Source organism: Bradyrhizobium sp. AT1 (assembly GCF_001590795.1).
GTDB lineage: Bacteria > Pseudomonadota > Alphaproteobacteria > Rhizobiales > Xanthobacteraceae > Bradyrhizobium.
In genome coordinates this window covers 1,157,505-1,179,017 of sequence record NZ_JXDL01000001.1, presented here as the reverse complement: position 1 = coordinate 1,179,017, position 21,513 = coordinate 1,157,505, and the positions used below count along the sequence as shown (strand labels likewise).

General features: G+C 65.5%; 22 protein-coding genes. 12 read left to right on the top strand and 10 right to left on the bottom strand.

Going from position 1 to position 21,513, the window contains the following annotated elements; all coding sequences use genetic code 11:
- Nucleotides 1–98 precede the first annotated feature (98 nt).
- Nucleotides 99–575: a MarR family transcriptional regulator gene (locus SE92_RS05525; RefSeq protein ID WP_063203360.1), complete on the top strand. Its 477-nt coding sequence runs from the start codon at nucleotides 99–101 to the stop codon at nucleotides 573–575.
- Here SE92_RS05525 and SE92_RS05520 read toward each other — a convergent pair.
- From SE92_RS05520 to SE92_RS05510, 3 genes are all read right to left on the bottom strand, one after another.
- On the bottom strand, nucleotides 544–1,800 hold the full coding sequence (locus tag SE92_RS05520) for an O-antigen ligase family protein (protein WP_063194826.1): 1,257 nt from the start codon (nucleotides 1,798–1,800) through the stop codon (nucleotides 544–546). The two genes, SE92_RS05525 and SE92_RS05520, sit on opposite strands and share 32 nt — an antisense overlap.
- A gap of 154 nt (nucleotides 1,801–1,954) precedes the next feature.
- The gene (locus SE92_RS05515) at nucleotides 1,955–3,502 is read right to left on the bottom strand and encodes an undecaprenyl-phosphate glucose phosphotransferase (protein ID WP_063203359.1); all 1,548 of its coding nucleotides are present in this window, start codon (nucleotides 3,500–3,502) and stop codon (nucleotides 1,955–1,957) included.
- 117 nt (nucleotides 3,503–3,619) lie between these two features.
- The gene (locus SE92_RS05510; protein WP_063194825.1) at nucleotides 3,620–4,753 is read right to left on the bottom strand and encodes a glycosyltransferase family 4 protein; all 1,134 of its coding nucleotides are present in this window, start codon (nucleotides 4,751–4,753) and stop codon (nucleotides 3,620–3,622) included.
- 203 nt (nucleotides 4,754–4,956) lie between these two features.
- On the opposite strand from SE92_RS05510, the gene SE92_RS05505 reads away from it, so the two are divergent.
- The gene (locus tag SE92_RS05505) at nucleotides 4,957–7,275 is read left to right on the top strand and encodes a GumC family protein (protein ID WP_063194824.1); all 2,319 of its coding nucleotides are present in this window, start codon (nucleotides 4,957–4,959) and stop codon (nucleotides 7,273–7,275) included.
- Between the two features lie 185 nt (nucleotides 7,276–7,460).
- Here SE92_RS05505 and SE92_RS05500 read toward each other — a convergent pair whose 3' ends face one another.
- On the bottom strand, nucleotides 7,461–8,642 hold the full coding sequence (locus SE92_RS05500; protein WP_063194823.1) for a GNAT family N-acetyltransferase: 1,182 nt from the start codon (nucleotides 8,640–8,642) through the stop codon (nucleotides 7,461–7,463).
- 131 nt (nucleotides 8,643–8,773) lie between these two features.
- Here SE92_RS05500 and SE92_RS05495 point away from each other — a divergent pair, with 131 nt between their 5' ends.
- Nucleotides 8,774–9,823 (top strand): polysaccharide deacetylase family protein, encoded by a 1,050-nt coding sequence (locus tag SE92_RS05495; protein WP_063194822.1) that lies wholly within the window; start codon nucleotides 8,774–8,776, stop codon nucleotides 9,821–9,823.
- Here SE92_RS05495 and SE92_RS05490 read toward each other — a convergent pair.
- Nucleotides 9,807–10,028 (bottom strand): DUF2842 domain-containing protein, encoded by a 222-nt coding sequence (locus SE92_RS05490; protein ID WP_063194821.1) that lies wholly within the window; start codon nucleotides 10,026–10,028, stop codon nucleotides 9,807–9,809. The genes SE92_RS05495 and SE92_RS05490 overlap by 17 nt on opposite strands.
- A 98-nt stretch (nucleotides 10,029–10,126) precedes the next feature.
- Here SE92_RS05490 and SE92_RS05485 point away from each other — a divergent pair, with 98 nt between their 5' ends.
- The gene (locus SE92_RS05485; protein ID WP_063194820.1) at nucleotides 10,127–11,209 is read left to right on the top strand and encodes a COX15/CtaA family protein; all 1,083 of its coding nucleotides are present in this window, start codon (nucleotides 10,127–10,129) and stop codon (nucleotides 11,207–11,209) included.
- A 3-nt stretch (nucleotides 11,210–11,212) separates the two neighbouring features.
- Here the strand turns inward: SE92_RS05485 and SE92_RS05480 are convergent, their stop codons facing one another.
- The 4 genes from SE92_RS05480 to SE92_RS05465 all read right to left on the bottom strand — a co-directional run bounded on the left by SE92_RS05480 (nucleotide 11,213) and on the right by SE92_RS05465 (nucleotide 14,579).
- The gene (locus tag SE92_RS05480) at nucleotides 11,213–11,554 is read right to left on the bottom strand and encodes a hypothetical protein (RefSeq protein ID WP_063194819.1); all 342 of its coding nucleotides are present in this window, start codon (nucleotides 11,552–11,554) and stop codon (nucleotides 11,213–11,215) included.
- A gap of 166 nt (nucleotides 11,555–11,720) precedes the next feature.
- Nucleotides 11,721–13,001, bottom strand: a complete 1,281-nt coding sequence (locus tag SE92_RS05475; protein ID WP_063194818.1) for an O-acetylhomoserine aminocarboxypropyltransferase — start codon at nucleotides 12,999–13,001, stop codon at nucleotides 11,721–11,723.
- A 149-nt stretch (nucleotides 13,002–13,150) separates the two neighbouring features.
- Nucleotides 13,151–13,735, bottom strand: coding sequence for a CoA-binding protein (locus SE92_RS05470; RefSeq protein WP_063194817.1), 585 nt, complete (start codon nucleotides 13,733–13,735; stop codon nucleotides 13,151–13,153).
- A gap of 19 nt (nucleotides 13,736–13,754) precedes the next feature.
- The gene (locus tag SE92_RS05465; RefSeq protein WP_063194816.1) at nucleotides 13,755–14,579 is read right to left on the bottom strand and encodes an enoyl-CoA hydratase; all 825 of its coding nucleotides are present in this window, start codon (nucleotides 14,577–14,579) and stop codon (nucleotides 13,755–13,757) included.
- A gap of 85 nt (nucleotides 14,580–14,664) precedes the next feature.
- Between SE92_RS05465 and SE92_RS05460 the strand changes: the two genes are divergently transcribed.
- From SE92_RS05460 to SE92_RS05435, 6 genes are all read left to right on the top strand, one after another.
- Nucleotides 14,665–15,093, top strand: coding sequence for a PaaI family thioesterase (locus tag SE92_RS05460; protein ID WP_063194815.1), 429 nt, complete (start codon nucleotides 14,665–14,667; stop codon nucleotides 15,091–15,093).
- 157 nt (nucleotides 15,094–15,250) lie between these two features.
- Complete coding sequence (rplM, locus tag SE92_RS05455; RefSeq protein WP_063194814.1) at nucleotides 15,251–15,715, top strand: 50S ribosomal protein L13; 465 nt, start codon at nucleotides 15,251–15,253, stop codon at nucleotides 15,713–15,715.
- Nucleotide 15,716: 1 nt separating this feature from the next.
- Nucleotides 15,717–16,196: a 30S ribosomal protein S9 gene (rpsI, locus tag SE92_RS05450; protein ID WP_063194813.1), complete on the top strand. Its 480-nt coding sequence runs from the start codon at nucleotides 15,717–15,719 to the stop codon at nucleotides 16,194–16,196.
- 228 nt (nucleotides 16,197–16,424) lie between these two features.
- Nucleotides 16,425–17,645: a GGDEF domain-containing protein gene (locus tag SE92_RS05445; RefSeq protein ID WP_063194812.1), complete on the top strand. Its 1,221-nt coding sequence runs from the start codon at nucleotides 16,425–16,427 to the stop codon at nucleotides 17,643–17,645.
- Nucleotides 17,646–17,705: 60 nt separating this feature from the next.
- Nucleotides 17,706–17,945 carry a hypothetical protein gene (locus SE92_RS05440; RefSeq protein WP_063194811.1) on the top strand — a complete coding sequence of 80 codons (240 nt, stop codon included), beginning with the start codon at nucleotides 17,706–17,708 and terminating at the stop codon, nucleotides 17,943–17,945.
- Between the two features lie 102 nt (nucleotides 17,946–18,047).
- Nucleotides 18,048–18,344, top strand: coding sequence for an antibiotic biosynthesis monooxygenase family protein (locus tag SE92_RS05435; RefSeq protein WP_035673823.1), 297 nt, complete (start codon nucleotides 18,048–18,050; stop codon nucleotides 18,342–18,344).
- A 14-nt stretch (nucleotides 18,345–18,358) separates the two neighbouring features.
- Here SE92_RS05435 and SE92_RS05430 read toward each other — a convergent pair whose 3' ends face one another.
- On the bottom strand, nucleotides 18,359–19,510 hold the full coding sequence (locus SE92_RS05430) for an AI-2E family transporter (RefSeq protein WP_063194810.1): 1,152 nt from the start codon (nucleotides 19,508–19,510) through the stop codon (nucleotides 18,359–18,361).
- Nucleotides 19,511–19,696: 186 nt separating this feature from the next.
- On the opposite strand from SE92_RS05430, the gene SE92_RS05425 reads away from it, so the two are divergent.
- Complete coding sequence (locus SE92_RS05425; protein WP_245324458.1) at nucleotides 19,697–20,356, top strand: hypothetical protein; 660 nt, start codon at nucleotides 19,697–19,699, stop codon at nucleotides 20,354–20,356.
- Between the two features lie 90 nt (nucleotides 20,357–20,446).
- Nucleotides 20,447–21,220 (top strand): gamma-glutamyl-gamma-aminobutyrate hydrolase family protein, encoded by a 774-nt coding sequence (locus SE92_RS05420; protein ID WP_063194808.1) that lies wholly within the window; start codon nucleotides 20,447–20,449, stop codon nucleotides 21,218–21,220.
- Nucleotides 21,221–21,513: the final 293 nt, after the last annotated feature.

The window sequence follows — 21,513 nt, the reverse complement described above, 5'->3', positions numbered from 1 at the left end:
ATCTCTTAGTGACTAAGATATACATCGCCTAAGATATGAGGCCGACCTTGTCAAGGACGAAGGCGCGCGCCGCGCTGTTGCAGGAGCTCGAGGAAGCCATGCGCCGGTCGTCCGCGCAGGGCGTGCTCTACGGGCAAACCGTTGCCAATGTTGCCGGAATTGCCAATTCCGACCTCGAATGCATGGACATCCTGTATCTCGAAGGCCGCGTCACCGCAGGCAGGCTCGCCGAGGTCACGGGACTGACGACGGGCGCCATCACCGGTGTGGTCGACCGGCTCGAAAAGGCCGGACTGGTGCGCCGCGAGCGCGACGAGAAGGACCGCCGCAAGGTCTTCATCGCGGTGGTGCCGGAGGCGGCGATGAAGATCGGCCAGTTCTACGTGCCGATGCAGCAGGCGATGGAGAAGGTCTTCGTTGGTTATTCCGACGAGGAATTGCGGCTGCTGCTGCGTTTCGCCAATGAGGGCTACAAGGGCGTCCTCGCGGCGACGGAAGCCCTGAAGGGCCTCCTCGATACGCCGCCGGAGAAGCGTCCCGCTCTCAAGCTGAAGACGCGTCCTCGCCAGTCCTGATCTTGTAGATCTGTGCGGCGGCGATCATGCCCCACATCACGCCCAGCATCATCCAGAAGTGCCGCCAGTGGTCGGTGTCGATCACGAAGCTTTCGCCGACGGTGCCGATGAAGGCGGCGAACACGGCCAGATAAGCGCGCTGCCAGGGCACACGGACGAAGACGTGCCGGAAGCCCATGATGACGGTGGTGAAGACCAGCGCGGGATAGCACACGCCAGCCAGCCAGCCGCCGGACATGAAGGCGTTGAGGTAGGAGTTGTGGGTGTCCTCGGGGAAGAAACGGTGGAATTGCAAGGGGCCGATGCCGAACGGCAGGTCGAGCGCCATTTCCGCGCCGAGGATGTGGCGGCCGAACCGGCCGAAGCGGCCTTCGTCGTAGCTCTGGTCGAAGCTCGCGCGCTGCTTGAACATCTCGGCGGTGGCATCGAACGACAGCAGCACCGCGATCAGTGCGAGGCCCAGCACGGCGGCGACGATCGCCATGATGATGATGCGCGAGCGCTGCGCGTTGGTGCGGCTGGTCAGCACCATCAGCGCCAGCATGAAGGCGGAGGTGAGTACCAGCCCGCCCCAGGCGGCGCGCGAGAAAGCGAGCAGGATCGCGAGCGACATGATGGCGAAGGCGAAGACGTTGCGGAACGCCTTGCCGAGCTTGTCCGAAACCACGCTCTGCAGCGCGAACAGCGCCGGCAGGATCAGGAAGGCGCCGAGCACGTTCGGGTCCTTGAACGTGCCGCGCGCGCGGCCGTAGAGCGTGAGGAGGTCGTTGCCGCCGGGCACGAGATGGAAATAGCCGGCGACCGCCAGCACCGAGGCGACCATCGCGCCGACCACGAGGCCGCGGCGGAGCATGTCGAGGCGGGCCTGCGTATCCTCCGACATGACCATGGCGAAGAACACCACCGTCACCGCCATGTACCATGAGGTCGCGATCCAGCTCACCACCTCGGACTTGTCGAACAGCGGGATCGCGCTGATGGTGTAGCCGATATTGAGCAGGACCAGCATCAGCACCAGCGGCATCAGCGCGAGCCGCAGCCGCAGGCCGGTGGCGAAGAACGTGACCGCCGCGAGCAGCGTCATGACCTCGTAGGGGCTCGGCTCGATGAAGACGACCGCGCCGGAGGCGCCGACCAGCCACACCAGCGCGCGCTGCAGCGCCAGCACGCCGGGCGCGGCACGGACCGCTGCATTCATCTCCCCGGCTGTCGCCGCATACGCCATCACACGCTCATACGCTTACGCAACTCGTCGTTACAAACACCGCCGTCATCGCCCGGCTCGACCGGGCGATCCAGTACTCCGTGACGCGCGTTGTAAGGAAACGACTGGCGCCATGGCTTACTGGATGCCCCGCCTTCGCGGGGCATGACAAAACTCAATACGCGTTCTCGTTCTTGGTCAGCAGCGAGATCGGCGTCTTCAGGAGAATGTAGAGGTCGAACAGCACCGACCAGTTCTCGATGTAATAGAGGTCGAACTCGACGCGCTTCTGGATCTTCTCTTCGTTGTCGATCTCGCCGCGCCAGCCGTTGATCTGGGCCCAGCCGGTGATGCCAGGCTTGACCCGGTGGCGGGCGAAATAGCCGTCGACGGCCTCGTCGAACAGCCGGCTCTGCAGCTTGCCCTGCACCGCATGCGGGCGCGGGCCGACCAGGGAGAGGTTGCCGGCGAAGACCACGTTGAACAGCTGCGGCAGCTCGTCGAGGCTGGACTTGCGGATGAAGCGGCCGACGGGTGTGACGCGCGGATCGTTCTTGGTCACGACCTTCGACGCGGTCGGATCGGCCTGATGATGGTACATCGAGCGGAACTTGTAGACGTCGATACGCTCGTTGTTGAAGCCGAAACGCTTCTGGCGGAACAGCACCGGGCCGGGGCTGGTCAACTTGACGGCCAGCGCCACCAGTCCCATCACCGGCAGCGCGGCGAGCAAGGCGAGGCTGCCGACGACGCGGTCGAACAGCCATTTCATCACCAGATCCCAGTCGGTGATCGGCGCCTCGAACACGTCGAGCGTCGGCACCTCGCCGAGATAGGAATAGGAGCGGGGCCGAAAGCGCAGCTTGTTGGTGTGCGCGGAGAGACGGATGTCCACCGGCAGCACCCATAGCTTCTTCAGCATCTCCAGGATGCGCGTCTCCGCCGAGATCGGCAGCGCGAACAGCACGAGATCGACGCGGGTGCGGCGGGCGAATTCGACGATGTCGTCGACCTTGCCGAGCTTGCGCGCGCCGGCGCAGGTGTCGAGCGCGCGGCTGTCGTTGCGGTCGTCGAACACGCCGAGCACGTGGATGTCGGAATCCTCCTGCGCTTTCAGCGCCTCGACCAGCTGCTCGCCATTGCTGTCCGAGCCGACGATGATGGTGCGGCGGTCGAGCCGGCCCTGGCGCGCCCAGCCGCGGACCAGCGAGCGCAACACCAGGCGCTCGGCGAGCAGGGCGGCGAGCCCGAGGACATAGAAGGCGGCCAGCCACAGCCGCGAGATCTCGCTGCCGTATTTGGCGAAGAAGGAGATGCCGATGAACAGCAGGAAGACGAACGACCAGGACGAGACCATCCGGGTCATCTGCCGCAGCTGCCCGCGGAACAGCTGCACCTGATAGATGTCGGCGGCCTGGAAGCAGACCACCGCGGCGATCGCCACCGCGACGACTTCCGCCGGATAGAACCAGTTGAAGCCGGAGTTCGGCACGACGTAGCCGGCATAGAGCGCGATGCCGACGAGGGTCAGCAGCACGAAGTCGGCCACGCGCACGAAGCCGGCGATCACGATCGGCGAATAGGCGCGAGCGACCTTCTGGTTGACGACGTCGAGCGCAGCGGGCGACAGCCGGCGGCGGCGCTCCACGAAAGGTTGGTCAGCGGGCTTCGCCGCAGCGCTGGTCGCGGCGTCGAGCATCGAGCGTGCGTTGAGCGGTTCCACGGGCGTCCACGTCCATTCCAAAGCCCGCGGCACGGCCTTGCGCGCCCGGACAAGCATCCCCTGGACCTTCGATTATCGAACAAATCGGAAGATTCTCTAAAGCGGGCTTAAGGATGGTTAATGATTGGCAAATGCGTCGCGATAGCCGGCGATCACGCCGTCGACCATCGCGGCCTGCGAGAAATGCGCCGAGATGCGTTCGCGCAAGGTCAGTGCGCGCTGCGCTGTGACTTGCGGATCGTCGAGGGCGGCTGCGATCGCCTCGGCCATGGCCTCGGAATTGCTCGGCGCGAACAGGGCCGGGCTGTCGGATCCGAAGATCTCGGGAATGCCGCCGATGCGCGACGCGATCATGGGAATGCCGGCCGCGCCGGCCTCGATCACCACATAGGGCATGGAATCGCCGCGCGAGGGAACGACGAGCAGCCGCCCCTTGGAGAAGCCGTAGCGCGCCTTGACGTGGCCGATGAAGCGGATCGCGCCTGACAGGCCGAGCCTTTCGACCTGCGCCTTCAGCGACGCCGTTTCCTCGCCGTCGCCGCCGAGCGTCAACGTGACCTTCTTGCCGCCCTCGTGCAGGCGCGCCACGGCATCGACCAGGAGATCCGCGCCCTTGATGTGCCTAAACTCGCCGACATAGCAGATGTCGGTGGCATCGTCGGCGGTCACGACAGGCTCGAATTCCTCGGGCGTGACGCCGTTGAAGACGCAATGCACCACGCCCTTGGGCGTGCCGACGATGCGTTGATAGGTGTCGCGGGCAAACGCGCTCTCGAACAGGAACAGGTCGGTCGAATCCATCAGCGAGCGCTCGAGCCGCGCATAGAATTCGCCCTTCAGCGTGTTGAGGGGATAGTGCAGCGAGCCGCCGTGCGGCGTGTAGATGCGGATGGTGTCGTCGGAGCGCCGTCGCATGCGGATGAAGGCGCCGGCCTTGGCGCCGTGGCCGTGCATGACGTCGGGCTTGAGCTTGGCGATCAGGCGCCGCATGCGAAACCAGACCAGCACGTCGTCCGGCGAGGGCTCGCGGCGGATCGCCAGCCGGTGCACGCCGAGTGTCAGGCGCGGTGCGAGCTCGGCAAGTGCCTTGTCGGCACGCTCGCCGCCGGTGAGGCTGTCGGCGAGAATGCCGACATGATGGCCGCGATCGACCTGGCCGTTGGCGACGTCGAGGATGTGGCGGAAGATGCCGCCGACCGGAGCGCGCACGGCGTGCAGGATGCGAAGCGGCCGGTCGGGAGAGGGGGGCATGAATGAAAACCAGCGCTCGACGGCGGATGCCGAACAATTCCACGAAAATATCGAGACGGATTAAGGGGCCTCGTGGTTAACAAACGGTGACGAGCGCGCACGAGACGATCGCCGCATGCCGCGATTAACCCAGCGGCAACCTTAATGGAGTGTAATCGCCACGGTTGAGGTAGCTTGTGGCGTTGCCCCTGCGGGAGTGTACGATGCGTTTAGCGTTCTGGCGTGCCGGCAAGGACAAGGCGGTGATTGCGCGGGCCGTTGCAAAGCCCAAAGCAGAAGCCGCGCCCAAGGCTGAAGCCAAGGTTGAAGCCGAGGTTGAGGCCAAAGGTGAGACGAGGCCCGTAGCCGTTCCCGCCAAGCAGCCGCAAGTCGAATCCGGTGACATCGATCTGCACGCGCTCGGCGCGGCATTGGCGCGCAGGCGCGGCTGGATCATCGTTCCGACCGTGCTGGCGCTCGCCGCATCCGTCGCCATCGTCAATCTCGTCACGCCCCGCTACAAGTCCGAATCGCGCATTCTCATCGACGGTCGCGAGAACGTGTTCCTGCGCCCCAGCAGCGACCGCGCCGAGGAGCGCCAGGCGCTCGACGCCGAGGCCGTCACCAGTCAGGTGCAGCTGGTTCTGTCGCGCGATCTCGCGCGCGAGATCATCAGGAAGAACAGGCTCGCCGAGCGCCCCGAATTCGATCCGGTGCTGCAGGGCATCTCGCCGTTGAAGTCGCTGGCGGCGATGATCGGCATCGGCCGCGATCCGTTCTCGATGACGCCGGAAGAGCGCGTGCTCGATGCCTATTACGATCGCCTGCAGGCTTACGCCGTCGACAAGTCGCGCGTCATCGTGGTCGAATTCCAGTCCGCCGATCCCGACCTTGCGGCCCGCGTCGCCAATTCGATCGCCGACGGCTATCTCGTGCTGCAGCAGGGCGTGCGCCAGGAGCAGGCCAAGAACGCAAGCCAGTGGCTCGCGGGCGAGATCGAGAGCCTGCGCAAGAAGGTTTCCGAGGCCGAGGCCAAGGTCGAGGATTTTCGCTCCAAGTCGAGCCTGTTCGTCGGCACCAACAACACCACGCTCTCGAACCAGCAGATGGGCGAGGTCAACACCCAGCTCAACAATGCGCGCTCGATGAAGGCGGATGCGGAATCCAAGGCGCGGCTGATCAAGGAGATGCTCCAGAGCGGCAAGCCGATCGAGGCATCCGAGGTCGTGAACTCCGAATTGATGCGGCGGCTGTCGGAGCAACGGGTGACGTTGCGCGCGCAGCTCGCCGAACAATCATCCACGCTGCTCGGAAATCACCCGCGGATCAAGGAGCTGAAGGCCCAGCTCGGCGACCTCGACAACCAGATTCGCGACGAAGCGGCCAAGATCTCGCGCTCGCTGGAAAGCGACGCGCGGATCGCCAGCGGGCGGGTCGACGGCTTGATCACGAGCCTCGAGCAGCTCAAGAAGCAGGCGGCATCGACCAACGGTCAGGACGTCCAGCTCCGCGCACTGGAGCGCGAGGCCAAGGCGCAGCGCGATCTGCTCGAGACTTATCTCGCCAAATACCGCGAGGCCAACACCCGCGAAACCATCGACACCGCACCGACGGATGGGCGCATCATTTCGCGCGCCATCGTCTCGAACACGCCGGCCTATCCCAAGAAGCTGCCGATCGTGCTGATCGCGACCATCGCGACGCTGCTGCTGTCGTCCGGTCTCGTCGTCACCGGCGAGCTGCTGCGCCAGACCGCGCCGCGCGCGGTGGCAGCGGTGTCCCCGGCACAAGCGCCGGTGCGTCAAAAGGCTTCCGTTCAGCCGGTCGTCGAGCCGATCGTCCATCCTCGGATTGATTCCCGCATCGATCCTCGTGTCGATCCTGCTTTGGCGGAGCCCGCGCCGCTGCAGCCGGAGATGATTGATGATGCGGACGTCACCGAATTCACGGAGATCGAGCAGCTGGCCGACAGATTGCGCGCCGCTGGCGCTGCGGCGAAGAAGGTCACGGTGCTCGGCACCGCTTCCGGCGAAGCCATCACGCTGTCGACACTGACACTCGCCCGGCATCTGGCGCGCGAGACCCGCGTCGTCGTGGTCGATCTGGCCGCGTCCTCGCCGACGATCGCCGCGGTGTCGGTCGATGCTTCGGCGCCCGGCCTTGCCGAGCTGATGCAGGGCGAGGCGTCGTTCGCGCAAGTCATCACCCGGGACAAGCTGTCGCGGCTGCATCTGGTCATGGCGGGCCGTCCCGGCTTCGACCGCAGCCTGCTGCAATCGCCGCGGGTGACGCTCGCCATCGACGCGCTGCTGCGCGCCTATGATCACGTCCTGATCGATGCCGGCAGCGCCTCCGACCTTCCGGCCGAGCTGCTGACGGCGCATGCTCGCGCGGTCGTGGTGCCCGATGCGTCGATGGCGCCGGACGCACGCACGCTGATGTGCGAGCAGCTGAGAGCCGTCGGCTTCAGCGAGGTGACGATGCTGAGCAAGCCGGTGCAGCCGTCGAATGCGACGGAAGCGCCGCGTGTGGTCGCGGCGTAGTTTCCTTTGCCCTCTCCCCTTGCGGGAGAGGGAGTCTCGCCGCGCAAGCGGCGAGACGGGTGAGGGGTGTCTCTCCCCGAGTCCAATTGCCAGTTAAGGTCGCGGATCGATACCCCTCATCCGGCGCTTCGCGCCACCTTCTCCCGCAAGGGGAGAAGGGAAGGGGGTTGCTGAAGCGCAAGGAACTACCCGAACGCCTGCCGCACGCGCCGCGCCAAATCGAACAGCATCTGGTTCTGCTTCACCAGCCGCTTGCCGTGGCTGAGCGAGGACATCGCCATCGCCGCGAGTCGTCCGCGCGAGGTCAGCGGAACGAAGCTGTCAAAGATCTCTTCGTCGTCCTTGCAGAACATCCGCTTGTAATCGTCCGTGCCGATGCCGAGGTCGAGCGAGCGGTAGCCGCGCTCGCCGTAGCGATCGATGATGTAGCGCATCAGGATCAGGCCGGGGCTGTAGCGGGCGTGCTCGGACATCGTGTAGGTGTTGAACATCATCGAAAAGCGCTGGCCGTCGGCGACGCCGGCGAAGATCGCGATCACCTCCTCGTCGCATTCGAGCGCATGGATGTCGATGACGCGGCCTTCGCCGCGCGACGCCAGGCAGGCGCTGCGGACGAACTGCTCGACGCCGGGCTCGGCGAAGACGTTCGGCAGCTTCTGCTCCGCCATCCGCGCCGGCTTGACGCGGAAGAACCAGTCGAGCAGGCGGGTGATGTCTGCGTCGGACGTGGCCAGGTGATAGCGATAGCCGGCAAGGCCCTGGAGCTTCTTTTCCTTGCTCTTGAGGCGGCGGCGAAAGGAATTGCTGATCCGCGATGCCGGCGGCCCGCCCGGCTCCATCACCAGTTGCGGGCAGCCGTTGATGGCGCTCTGTCGCGGCAGCAGCGCGAACGGGTTCTGCTGGTCGTGCCAGCGCAGCGGCTGCTGCGTCAGCGCGAGCACGTCGATGTGCTCGCGGAGCGGCGCAAGCAGCGCCTCGAGATCGGCGGCGTTGGTCTGGGTGGCGCACGCGACGTCCCACAGGCCCATGTTGAACGTCGTATGCTTGCCGCCCATGAAAGCGGCCGTGCGTACGCCGTGGCTCTGGCGGAGCGAGAGCGGCAGCAGCAGCAGCGGCCGGTGATCTGCAGCGCGGCCGATCACGACGCAGGGGCGCGCGCCCTCGCGCTCGCCGACCAGTCGTTGCCAGGGGCTCAGCAGGTCGAACCGTTGATAGGGCGTGAAGAGATGGCCGGGCTCCTCGAAGCCGCGCCAGACCGCCTCAGTGGCGTCGAGGTCGGTGACGATGTCGACATGCGCGATACGGCTCGCTTTCGACCGCGCTGGCGCTTCTGCCGTCCGGCTTTGCATCGCCGCAGCCATGGTCATCCGCGAAACCTGTCGAGAAATCAGAAAGTGGCGCCAATCGGCCTGTGGCCGACCTTTGCAAAGAAATGTCAACAAAGGGTAAGGACAATGGGAGCGGGAACGGGCACCTTCGGGGCGTGAGGGGTGGAATCTTGGCATCCGACGACAGATGGCTGGAACGGTTGCGCCTCGAGCTTGCCTGGTTCACCGGCCGGGCCGCATTGGGCAGTCGCGGTGCCGGCGCCATCCTGCGCTTTGAACATGTGCGGCCGCGGCGGCGCGGCGGGTTTCAGCCGCTGCGCGCGCAGGAGATCACGCCGCAATTCCTCGATCGCGCCATTCGTGCGCTGAAGCGCTGGAGTTACGATTTTCTCGGCATGGACGAGGTCTGCCGGCGCGCGGTGACGTTGCCGGAGCAGCGGCGTTTCGTGGCGCTCACCTTCGACGGCGCTGCCAAGGATCTCATCGAGTTCGCCTATCCGGTGCTGGCGCGCCACGCCGTTCCGTTCACGGTCTACGTGCCCACCGCGTTTCCCGACGGCGTCGGCGAGGCCTGGTGGCTCGGCCTCGAGCAGGTGATCGCGCGCGAGAGCCGCATCAGCCTGATGATGGGCGACAAGGAGCAGCGCTTCGTCGTCACGGATACCGCCGAGAAGCAGGCGCTGTTTTCGCATCTCGAAGGCTGGCTGCGCTCGCTGGCGCCGGCGGATCTGGCGGCGGCGATCGCCGATCTCTGCACGCGTTACCGCATCGATCTGGCCGCACTCTCGCGACAGGCGTCGATGGACTGGGAGGACCTGGCGAAGCTTGCCGCCGATCCGCTCGTCACGATCGGCAGCGCGACCGTGAACTATCCCGTGCTCGCCAACATGAAGGATGGTGCGGCGCTGCGCGAGATGACGATGGGCAAGGCCGTTGCGGAATCGGCGTTCCGCCGCGATGTCACGCATTTCGCCTTCCCGTTCGGCGACCGCACCTCGTTCCGGCGCAGCCACGTCGTGATGGCGGAGGAGGCGGGGTTTACCGGCGCGGTGTCGACGATCCCGGGCATTGTGGATGCCGAGGGGCGCACCAATCTGCGCGCGCTGCCGCGGATCTCGTGGGACGGCCGCGTGCGCTCGCTCCGCATCTTGCGCGTGCTGGTGTCGGGCGTTTCCTTTGCGCCGGTGAAACCGACCGGCGGCGCTAGCGGCCAGACTTGACGCGATCGGGACGCTGCATCCAGCTCACGATCGGCATCGCCGGCAGCACCCAGCCCATGCCGACGACGACGTAATAGATCGCCTGCCGCCAGCCGGATTCGGCAATCCAGGGCATCTGCGCCGCGGCCATGCCGAGCAGGGCCCAGACCGTGGCCAGCACCAGGAGCAGGATGGCGCCGAGGAACTTGCGGGTGCGGATATTCATGGCGGACTGTGGGCGGCTTTCGCGTAACTTGCGCTGCAGGAGCGGGGGACTATAAGGGGCACACAATCCGGTTCAAGCCCTGGTTTTTAGCCTCTTAAATGACGACGAAATCCGTTCCAATCAATCCGCATCGCGCCGTGCGCTGGTGGCTGATCTCCGTCGCCGCGCTGATTGCGTTGATGGTGCTGGTGGGCGGCGCGACGCGGCTGACGGAATCCGGCCTGTCCATCGTCGAATGGAAGCCCGTCACGGGCAGTGTGCCGCCGCTGTCGGAGGCGCAGTGGACCGAGGCGTTCGAGGCCTACAAGAAGATCCCGCAATATCGCGAGCTCAATGCCGGCATGAGCCTGTCGGAGTTCAAGGAGATCTTCTGGTGGGAATGGAGCCACCGTTTGCTCGGCCGCTTCATCGGCGTCGCCTATCTCCTGCCGTTCCTGTTCTTCCTCTGGCGTGGCGGTCTCTCCGGTGAGTTGAAGCGCAGGCTCTGGCTGCTGTTCGCGCTTGGCGGCCTGCAGGGCGCAGTGGGCTGGTGGATGGTCGCCTCGGGCCTGACGGAACGGGTCGAGGTGTCGCAATATCGGCTGGCGACGCATCTCTTGCTCGCGCTCCTGATCTTCGCCGGCATCGTCTGGACGGTGCGGCGGCTCAAGGAGCGGCCGCAGATCGCAGCCCCGGCGCGGCTGCGCTTCACGAGCGCGCTGCTGCTGGTCGTGACGCTGGTGCAGATCTATTTCGGCGCGCTGGTCGCGGGCCTGCGCGCTGGTCGCGCCTACAACACCTGGCCGCAGATCGACGGCGCGTTCATTCCTTCGGCCGAGCGGCTGTGGTTCGAGACGCCGTGGTGGCGCAACATGTTCGACAACGTCCTGACGGTGCAGTTCGAGCACCGCATGACCGCCTATGCGCTGTTCGTGCTGGCGCTGCTGCACGCCATCGACGCGGTTCGCTCGCGCGCTGGCGCCGCTGCTAACGGCGCGCTTTGGCTGTTCGCCGCGATCAGCTTGCAGGCGGTGCTCGGCATCCTCACGCTGCTCAACCAGGTGCCGATCGATCTCGCGCTGTCGCATCAGGCGGTCGCGATCGCCGTGCTGACGCTTGCGGTGATGCAGGTGGAACGGCTCGCGTCGCGCCAGTCTGCGCAGGCGCAGCCGCGCGCGGTTCTGGTCAGCCGGGCCGGCTGATCGTCAGCAGTAGCCGTAGATGCCGCAGGCGTACGGAAGCCGCCAGAAATAATCGACCTGCTTCCCGCCGTAATACGCGCCCTGATAGTCGTAGCTCCAGGGCCGGCCGTAATAGCCCGGCAGCGTGTGCGAGCCCGGCAGGAGCGGTGTGCCCGGCAGGTTGCGGATGTAGCTACCGACGCCATAGGCCGGCGAGATCAGCGCATCCGGATCGGTTTCGACCCAAACCTTGGGCGGCTCTTGCTGCGCGGCGGCCCGCCGCTTCGGCGTCGAGGACAAGTCAGCGGCGATCGCGCTCGAGACCGTCAGCATCGCGGCAAGGGCAGGCACCATCCAGCGCAGCATCGTCGGCTCCGAATCAAGGGGCGATCCAACCACGATGTATGCGGCAGATATGGTTAATGATCGTTAACCGACGGGCGCCAATGCGCCCGTCATTCCGCGGCGAGCGTGAGCAACGGACTCCCGTAGCCCGGATTGCGCTTCGCTCCATCCGGGCTACGAGAGGAACCTACGCCCCCAACGCCTGCTCTAGATCCGCGATCAGATCTTCCTTGTCCTCGATGCCGATCGAGAGCCGCACCACGTCGGGGCCGGCACCGGACTTCACCTTGGCGGCGTCGTCGAGCTGGCTGTGCGTGGTCGAGGCCGGGTGGATCACCAGCGAACGGGTGTCGCCGACATTGGCGAGGTGCGAGAACAGCTGCAGCTTCGACACCAGGTTGACGCCGGCGTCATAGCCGCCCTTCAGGCTGAAAGTGAACACGGCGCCCGCGCCCTTCGGCGCGTATTTGCGTGCGAGCTGGTTGTATTTGTCGCTCGCAAGGCCCGCATAGTTCACCGAGGCCACCGCCGGATGGCCGGCGAGGAATTCGGCGACCGCTTTCGCATTGTCGCAGTGCTTCTGCATGCGCAGCGGCAGCGTCTCGATGCCGGTCAGGATCATGAAGGCGTTGAAGGGCGACAGCGCTGGGCCGAGATCGCGCAGGCCCAGCACGCGGCAGGCGATCGCGAAGGCGAAATTGCCAAAGGTCTCCTGCAAGCGGATGCCGTGATATTCGGGGCGCGGCTCCGACAGCATCGGATATTTGCCGCCGGTGGACCAGTCGAAGGTTCCGGCATCGACGATGATGCCGCCGAGCGAATTGCCGTGGCCGCCCAGGAATTTCGTCAGCGAGTGCACGACGATGTCGGCGCCGTGGTCGATCGGGCGGATCAAATAGGGCGAGGCCAGCGTGTTGTCGACGATCAGCGGCACGCCCGCCTTGCGCGCCACCGTCGAGATCGCCTCGATGTCGGTGATGCTGCCGGCAGGGTTGGCGATCGACTCGATGAAGATCGCCTTGGTGCGCGGCGTCACCGCGCGCTCGAAGCTCGCGATGTCATCGGGATCGGCCCACACCACGTTCCAGCCAAAGCTCTTGAACGCATGGGTGAACTGGTTGATCGAGCCGCCATAGAGTTTTCTTGCGGCGATGAACTCGTCGCCGGGCTGGAGCAGCTGCTGCAGCACCACGACCTGCGCGGCATGGCCCGAGGCGACCGCAAGCGCGGCGGTGCCGCCTTCGAGGGCTGCGACGCGTTCCTCCAGCACCGCATTGGTCGGATTGCCGATGCGTGTATAGATGTTGCCGAACGCCTGCAGGCCGAACAGCGAGGCGGCGTGGTCGGCATCGTTGAAGACGAACGAGGTGGTTTGATAAATCGGGGTCGCGCGCGCACCGGTGGTGGGGTCGGGCTGTGCACCGGCATGCACGGCGAGGGTCGAAAATCCCGGAAGGCGATCGCTCATTGAGGGCGTCCTGTTCTCTTGGCCTGAAAATCGCGCGGATGCTGATGGGCGCCGCGCTCGCCGTCAAGGCGCCGCTTCACATCAAGACCATTTGGGAACGATCTTGCTACGCATTGTCGCGTTCGCGAAAAGAATCGTTCGCGATTGCGTCAGCTTTGCTCGCTCTTGTTTTTGGCGGCGCGATCGGAGGCCGCGGTATCGCCGCCGCCGACGCTCATCCGATTGAGGGATAGCCGCATGCCTTGTGTCGGTGCCGGCGCGCGCTTGGAACTGAGCGTGCGCGAATTCACGCCCATCCAGGAGATCTCGGAGGACAGGCGGCCATACTCGATCTTGGGGCAGCGGTTCATCACCACCTTGATGCCGACCGATTCCGCTCTCGCCGCCGCGGCGTCATCGCGCGCGCCGAGCTGCATCCAGATCACCTTCGGCAGCGGATCGAGCGTCAGCGCTTCTTCGACCACGGGCATGATGTGGCTGGAGTTGCGAAAGATGTCGATCATGTCGATGGGACGGTCGATATCCGACAGGGACGCGACGAAAGGCTTGCCGAGCAGCTCCTTGCCGACATGGCCGGGATTGACCGGGATCATGTCGTAGCCGCGCTGCGCCAGATATTTGAACGCGAAATAGCTTGGCCGCACGTTGACCGGCGAAGCGCCGACCATCGCGATCGATTTCACGGAGTTGAGGATGCCGCGGATGTAATTGTCGGGATAGGCGTCGTGGTTCATTTGTCGTCTTTTCTTGTTGTCACTCATCCCGCCATGTCGGCGTGCGCTTCTCGATGAAGGCGCCGATGCCTTCCTCGGCGTCGCGCGCCATCATGTTTTCGGTCATCACCTCTGCGGCATAGCGATAGGCCTCCGCAAGGCTCATCTCGGCCTGGCGGTAGAACGCCTCCTTGCCGAGCTTGACGGTGTAGGCGGATTTCAGCGCGACCTGTTGCGCGAGCTCGATCGCGGCGGAGCGCTCATTGCCGGCGGCAACCACGCGGTTGATGAGCCCGATCTCGCGAGCACGCGTTGCGGGGATCGGCTCGCCCGTCAACAGCATCTCCATGGCCTGCTTGCGCGGGACATTGCGCGACAGCGCCACCATCGGCGTTGAGCAGAACAGGCCGATGTCGACGCCGGGCGTGGCGAAGCTTGCGGCTTCGGATGCGATGGCGAGGTCGCAGCTTGCCACGAGCTGGCAGCCGGCGGCGGTCGCGATGCCCTGAACGGACGCCACCACGGGCTTGGGCAGATGCACGATGGCCTGCATCATCGCGCTGCAGGCGGTCATCATCTCGGCGAAGAAGGCGCGGCCCCGATCCGGGTCAGTGCGGCGCGCGGTGAGTTCCTTCATGTCGTGGCCGGCGGAGAAAGCCGGGCCGTTGGCTGCGATCACGACGCCGCGGACGGCCTTGTCGCTGCCGATGTCGTTGAGCTCGGCATGCAGGCTCGCGATCATCGCTGCCGACAGGCTGTTGCGGGCAGCCGGGCGGTTCAGCGTCAGGACCGCGATGGAGCCTTTGGTCTCGCGCAGCAGGATCGGTGGTTGCGGGGAGGGGGCGCGGGCGGCCTGGGCGGACATCGAAGCGTTTCCGTTGGATTATTGCATTTGAATGACGCAGATAACTTAATGTAACAGGGCAAGCGAAGCGAGGGTGGGGAACAGCATGGCGTTAGCGAAAATGAGCGTGGCGGATGTCGAGCAGTTCCTCCGCGTCGAATTTCCCCAGGCGTTCAGCGGCGACGACATCACGATCGAAAGCGCGGACGGCCAGACCTGCCTCCTGCGGCAGCGTTTCAGCGAGAAGATGCTGCGGCCCGGCGGAACCGTCTCCGGCCCGACGCTGATGGCGTTGGCCGATTTCGCGATGTACGTGGTGCTGCTGTCCGCGATCGGGCCGGTCGGGCTCGCGGTGACCACCAATCTCAACATCAATTTCCTGCGCAAGGGCCAGCCCGGCCAGGACGTGCTGGCGGAGGCGCGGTTGCTCAAGCTCGGCAAGCGCCTGGCGGTGGGGGAGGTCAAGCTGCTGTCCGGCACCTCGCCCGATCCAATCGCTCACGTCACCTCGACCTATTCCATTCCAACTGTTTGAGGTTTTTGCAGGTAATATCGCACCATATTTTTAAGTAATTGATATTTCAGGATTAATTTGTGTCGCCTGGCATTGACCGTTGCGCGTCTCTTCTCTAGAAACCCGCGCAGTCCGGTGCGGTGTTCGCGCCGATGCTCCCGTCCACGGAAACTCTGACATGAAAACCTTTTCGGCAAAGCCGGCTGAGGTGACGAAGAAGTGGGTGCTGATCGACGCCAAGGGTCTGGTCGTCGGCCGCCTCGCCACCATCGTTGCCATGCGCCTGCGCGGCAAGCACCTCCCGACCTACACTCCGCACGTTGATTGCGGCGACAACGTCATCATCATCAACGCGCAGCATGCGGTCCTCACCGGTCGCAAGCGCGAGCAGAAGACCTATTACAAGCACACCGGCTATGTCGGCCACGTCAAGGAGCGCACCGCGCGCCAGATCCTCGAGGGCAAGCATCCCGAGCGCGTGCTCGAGAAGGCCGTCGAGCGCATGATCCCGCGTGGCCCGCTCGGTCGCGTGCAGATGGGCAACCTCCGTGTCTACGGCGGCGCCGATCATCCGCACGAGGCGCAGCAGCCCGAGAAGGTCGATATCGCCAAGTTGAACCGCAAGAACACGAGGGCCGCATAACATGGCCGAATCCATCCAGTCGCTCGACCAGCTCTCGCAGCTCAAGACGGCGGCCTCGCCCGACGCGCCCAAGCACGAGAAGAAGGTCGACAAGTTCAACCGCGCCTATGCCACCGGCAAGCGCAAGGACGCGGTCGCCCGCGTGTGGATCAAGCCGGGCGCCGGCAAGGTCACCGTCAATTCGCGCGAGGTCGAGGTCTATTTCGCCCGTCCCGTGCTGCGCATGATGATCGAGCAGCCGTTCTCGGTGGCCGCGCGTTCCGGCCAGTACGACGTGATCTGCACGGTCGCCGGCGGCGGTCTGTCCGGCCAGGCCGGTGCGGTTCGTCACGGCATCTCCAAGGCGCTCACTTACTTCGAGCCGGAGCTGCGCTCCGTGCTGAAGAAGGGCGGCTTCCTGACCCGCGACTCGCGCGTGGTCGAGCGCAAGAAGTACGGCAAGGCCAAGGCCCGCCGGTCCTTCCAGTTCTCGAAGCGTTAATCGCTTTTGTCGCATTCGCCGCGAAAGCGGCTTCAATGAGATGCAAAAGGGCGCTGATTTCAGCGCCCTTTTTGCTGTTCGTTTGTACGCAAATTGATGGCGTGTTTCCGGAAAAATTGGGCTCGCGCGAAAACCTGAATGGAACCCGCCGGACATAGCGTCGCCTTCGGAAGGGCGCGCAAATCGGATGTACCGATCGCGTAACTGCTATGGCTTAAGGGGGCCGACATGATGTCGCTCGATAGCATCACGCTCTATTTGGTCGCCACCATGGTTGCCGCACTGCTCGGCGCCATGATGGTGTTTTTCGGCAGGCAGGAAGACAGTCCTGCATTGAAATGGTGGGGGACCGCCTATCTGCTCGGTGCCGCCTCCGTCGCGCTGTGGACCGCGGCCGGCGACAGGCTGGGGCCGCATCTCTATCTGGCGTTAAATGCCGTCGGCTTCGTCGCCTGCGGCATGGTGTGGAACGCGGCGCGCGTTTTCCACGGCCGCAAGCCGAACTGGCCCGGTCTCGTGCTCGGCGCGATTGCCTGGGTCGCCGCCGTCACGCTGCTCGATCCCGAGGCGTCCATGCTGCGCATGATCGCCGGGGCCGGCATCGTCTCGGTCTATGCGGCGCTGACCGCCAGCGAACTCTGGACCGAACGGCGCAAGAGCCTGCAACGGCGCTGGCCGGCCTTCGTGATGCCGGTGATGCATGGCTGCGTGCTGATGCTGCCGATCCTGATCGGCAGCTTCCTGCGTCCTCACGATGCCGGATTCTCGTCGAGCATCTGGGTCACCGTGTTCGCCGTCGAGCTCATCCTCTATGCCGTCGGCACCGTGTTCGTGATCTTCATGCTGGTGTCCGAGCGCACGGTGACCGCGCACCGGACCGCCGCGTCGACCGATCCGCTGACCGGCATGCTGAACCGGCGCGGTTTCTCCGAGGCCTGTTCGCGCGTGATCGATCGCGAGGCTAAGGCGGGGCGTCCCGTCACCGTGATGATCTTCGACATCGACCACTTCAAGTCGATCAACGACCGCTTCGGCCATCCCGCCGGCGACGAGATGCTGAAGCTGTTCTCGACCGTCGTCGTCAGCAATTTGCGCATCACCGACCTGTCGGGCCGCATCGGCGGCGAGGAATTCGCAGCGCTCCTGCCGTGTTCGCTGGAGGAGGGCGTCCTGGTCGCCGAGCGTGTACGCGAGGCGTTCGAGACCTCCGGCGTCGTGGTCGACGAGGGCCCGGTCGACACCACCGTCAGCATCGGCGTCGCCGGCGGTCCGGCCGGCACCGAGCTCGAGGTGCTGCTGGCCTCGGCAGATACCGCGCTCTACCAGGCCAAGCGCGGCGGCCGTAACCGCGTCGAGGCCGCGGAGGAGCTGCCGTTGTCGCTGGAGAACTGGCGCCGACAGAGCGCCGCGCGGATCGGCGCGCAGCAGGTGCGGCCGGCCACCGCCTGAGACGCAAGGCGGCATCCGCGGTAATGCTCTGTTTACCATTCGATCCCTACCATTGCGGTCATGGAATCGATCCGTCGACAGAACCCGCAAGCCGCCCTGATGTCGCTCGAAGCCGCCGCGGCCTCGGCCCGCAGCGGTTTCGCCTGTCTGTTCTCGACTGCGGACGAATATGAGAGCGCTCTGATCAACGAACGCCGCGCGCAGGGGCGCTACACGCAAAGCCGCCGCAGTACCTGGCCGCTCGCGCTGTTCGTCGGCTGCGCCCTCATCGTGGCGGGCACGGTCCTGCTGCTGGTCTGAGAGACCTGCATTTTTGAGCCGACCAGGGCGCCGTTTCGGCGCCTTTTTCTTTGCCGTTGGCTGCGCTAGACAGGCCCATCGAACAAAAACGGGTGGAAACCGATGATCACCGAGATTGCGCAAATCGACGTCAAGCCGGGCAGCGAGAAGGACTTTGAAGCCGCCGTCGCCAAGGCCAAGGCCGCTTTCGGCCGCTCCAAGGGCTTTCACGGCTTCGAGCTGCACAAATCGATCGAGAAGCCGCAGCGCTACCGGCTGATGGTGAAATGGGCGACGCTGGAGAACCACACCGTCGATTTCCGCGGCTCGGAGAATTTCACCGAATGGCGCGGTCTCGTCGGCCAGTATTTTGCCTCGCCTCCGGAGGTCGAGCACACCGAGACCGTGCTGACGACCTGATCGGCATCAGGCCGCTAGGCCGCCTCCGCCAGAGCCGGCGTCTCATACGTCTTGAAATGGTCGATCATCACCTTGGCGATGGCGACCAGGGGCAGCGCCAGCGCCAAGCCCCAGATTCCGAACACGACGCCGAGCACGATCTGGAACGCGAACAGCGTGGCCGGCGGGATGTCCAGCGCCTGCCGCTGCAGGATCGGCGTCAGCACGTAGCTCTCCATGGCGTGCACGCCCATGAAGAGCAGGAAGGCCGACAGCGCCGGGATCCAGCCCGAGGCGAGGCTCGCCAGCACCACGATGACGCCGGCGATGATGGCCCCGACCGTTGGAATGAAGGCGAGCAGGCCGGCCTGAATCCCCAGGATGAACGCGCCGGGAATGCCGATGAGGGCGAGCCCGATCCAGGTCACCATACCGACCGCGAGCATCACGATGATCTGGGCGATCAGCCAGCGCTCCAGCGTCTCGCTGATGCGGTCGATGATGAGAGTGACGCGGGTGCGATGCCTGGCCGGCGCCAGGTACAGCAGGCCGTCATGATAGGCGGCGGGCTGAGCGGCGAAGGCGAAGCCCAGGAACAGCACGATGAAGATGTTGCCGACACCGTGGATGGTGCCGAGCAGCACCTTGAAGGTCTGGCTCACGATCGCGCCGCCGCTGGAGGCCAGCGCGCCGGCGCTCGGCAAGGGGCCGCGCGAGGGCGCTGCCGGTGCGGGCGCCGCCTCCGAGGACGCCGTGCTCGCGGTGTCGGCGGCACCGTTGCCGAGATCGAAGAAGCTGGTGTCGATGCCGTGGCTGTCGAGGAAGGACCTGACATTGGCGAGCTGCGACTTCAGGGTCTTGCTCAGCAACGACGCCTGCTCGGCAATGGTGGCGCCGCCGAGATAGGCGATGCCGACGAGCATCAAAGCGAGCGTGATGCAGACGATCGCGAGCCGCACCGCATGCGGCAGGGGCACGCGGCGGCCGAGCGCGATCGTCAGCGCGTTGAGGCCGAGACCGAGCAGCATGCCGGTGAAGATCAGCAGCACCGTGGCGGCAAAATACCAGGTGAAGGCGAGCAGCGCGGTGAACAGCACCACACCGATGCCGCCGACCGAGATCGCCCAAGCCTGATCTCGAGCGAGGTCGCCACGGGTGGGGGAGCGTTCATCTTTGGGAATGGTCACATCGGGTCCTTTTCAGCGCGGTGCGCGCCGCACTCTCTCGACAAACGCGCCCGTGATCAAGACCGCGTCTACGCGCTGGTTTGACGCCGGCGCGGCGGCGGTGCAGAGCGGTGAGGACAGAACAATGGGGGCGGTTTGAGCTTCATCAGCAAATGGGCCGGTCTGCTCGGGCTGCTGGCCGTGCTCGTGGTCGGCGACCAGATCCGGATCAACCGGCCGGGCCACAAATTTCGCCTCACGGTCGAGGTGACGACCCCCGACGGGATCAAGACCGGGTCCGGCATTCTGGCGGTCGTGCCCGACCGCAACTATAACCGCGGCGGCCGCACCACGACGCGCGGGGAGGCGGTGTTCGTCGATCTCGGCCAAAATCGCGGCAAAGGCGGGAATCTGGTGGCGTTGCTGGCGCACCGGCAGGACGCCAAGCTGGACTTCGACGACATCAACTATGTCGCGCTCCGCGCCTATGGCGCCGCGCGCGGCAACCGCGTCTCGTTCAACGATATCCAGCGTCAGACCGGCGTCGTCCCGGTGCAGGCAGACCTCATTCCCGTGCTCGTAAGCCTTGGCGATCCCAATGATCCCAAGACCGCACGGCTTGTCGCTGCCGACCATGCCGAGGCGGTTCTAGGCGAGGGCTACGCGCTCCGGGGGCTCACGGTCGAAATCGTGCCCAACGGGTTTTGGCCGATTGATTTCGGCGGGGTGCTGGGAAACCCCGTGACGCGCGGAATCGAGGCGAAACTGCCCTGGCTGGCCGCGCCGGGCGATGCGGCGGCGACCGCATTGGAGGCCGCCGGCCTGCCTGCCGGAGGCGAGGCCCGGGAGGCATTTGCGCGAAAATAGCATTGCCGTCCCGCGTACCCTTCTGTTGAATTTGTTCCATTCGAGAGGCATGTTTGGGGAATCTTCTTTCGGAGAGGCGCGGAACGGCAGATGAGAAAGCCGGTCGTCGGCGTGATCGGGAATTCCCATCGCGTCGAAAATCGATTTCAGGTCCAGATGGTCGGCGAGCGCAATTTGCGCGCGGTGGCCGAGGTTTCCGGCGGCTTGCCGGTGATGTTCGCGGGCTCCCCCGACATCACCGATATCGGCGCGCTGCTCGACGTGGTCGACGGGATCGTGCTCACCGGCGCCCGCGCCAATGTCCATCCGACCCGCTTCAATGTCGACCCGTGCGAGCGGCACGAGCCGTACGACATCCATCGCGACGAGGTCGCGCTGGCGCTTTCGGTCGCCTGTGTCGCCCGCGGGGTGCCGCTGTTCGGCATCTGCCGCGGCCTCCAGGAGATGAACGTCGCCTTCGGTGGCTCGCTGCATCCTGAAATCCGCGAGATTCCCGGTCGCATGAACCATCGCATGCCCCGGCTCGAGAACGGCGAGATCCACCCCGATCCGACGGTGGTGTTCGCCGACCGTCATGACGTCGACCTGACGCCGGGCGGGGCGTTCGCACGACTGCTCGGCTGCGAGAAGATCCGGGTCAATTCGCTGCACGGGCAGGGCATATTGGAGCCCGGCAAGCGCGTGCTGATCGAGGGCGTCGCCGAGGACGGTACCATCGAGGCGATCCGCATCGCGGAAGCTCCGGCCTTTGCGCTCGGCGTGCAATGGCACGCCGAATACGATCCCCAGCACAATCCCATCAACCGCAAGCTGTTCGAAGCCTTTGGCGAGGCCATGGTCGCGCGGCAGAAGGCGGCTGCGTAACTCGCGCTCGTGTCCCGGACGCGCTGCAGCGCTCTTGCGCTGCTGCGCAGAGCCGGGACCCAGCAGGCCGCACTCTCTGAAGGATGGGCCCCGGCTCTGCAGCGCACCACCCCGGACGATGCTTCGCATCGGCCGGGCCGCTGCGCTGCGTCCGGGGCACGAGAGCGCGGGTGTGGCGCTCGCAATGACGGAGCAAGGTGCACAGTCGGCGTTCTCCAATTCCCACTTCAACTCGCAGACACGCCTTCGCGATCTCGCGGCGCGTTTCGCCCGAGGCTTGCTGTCGCTCGGCG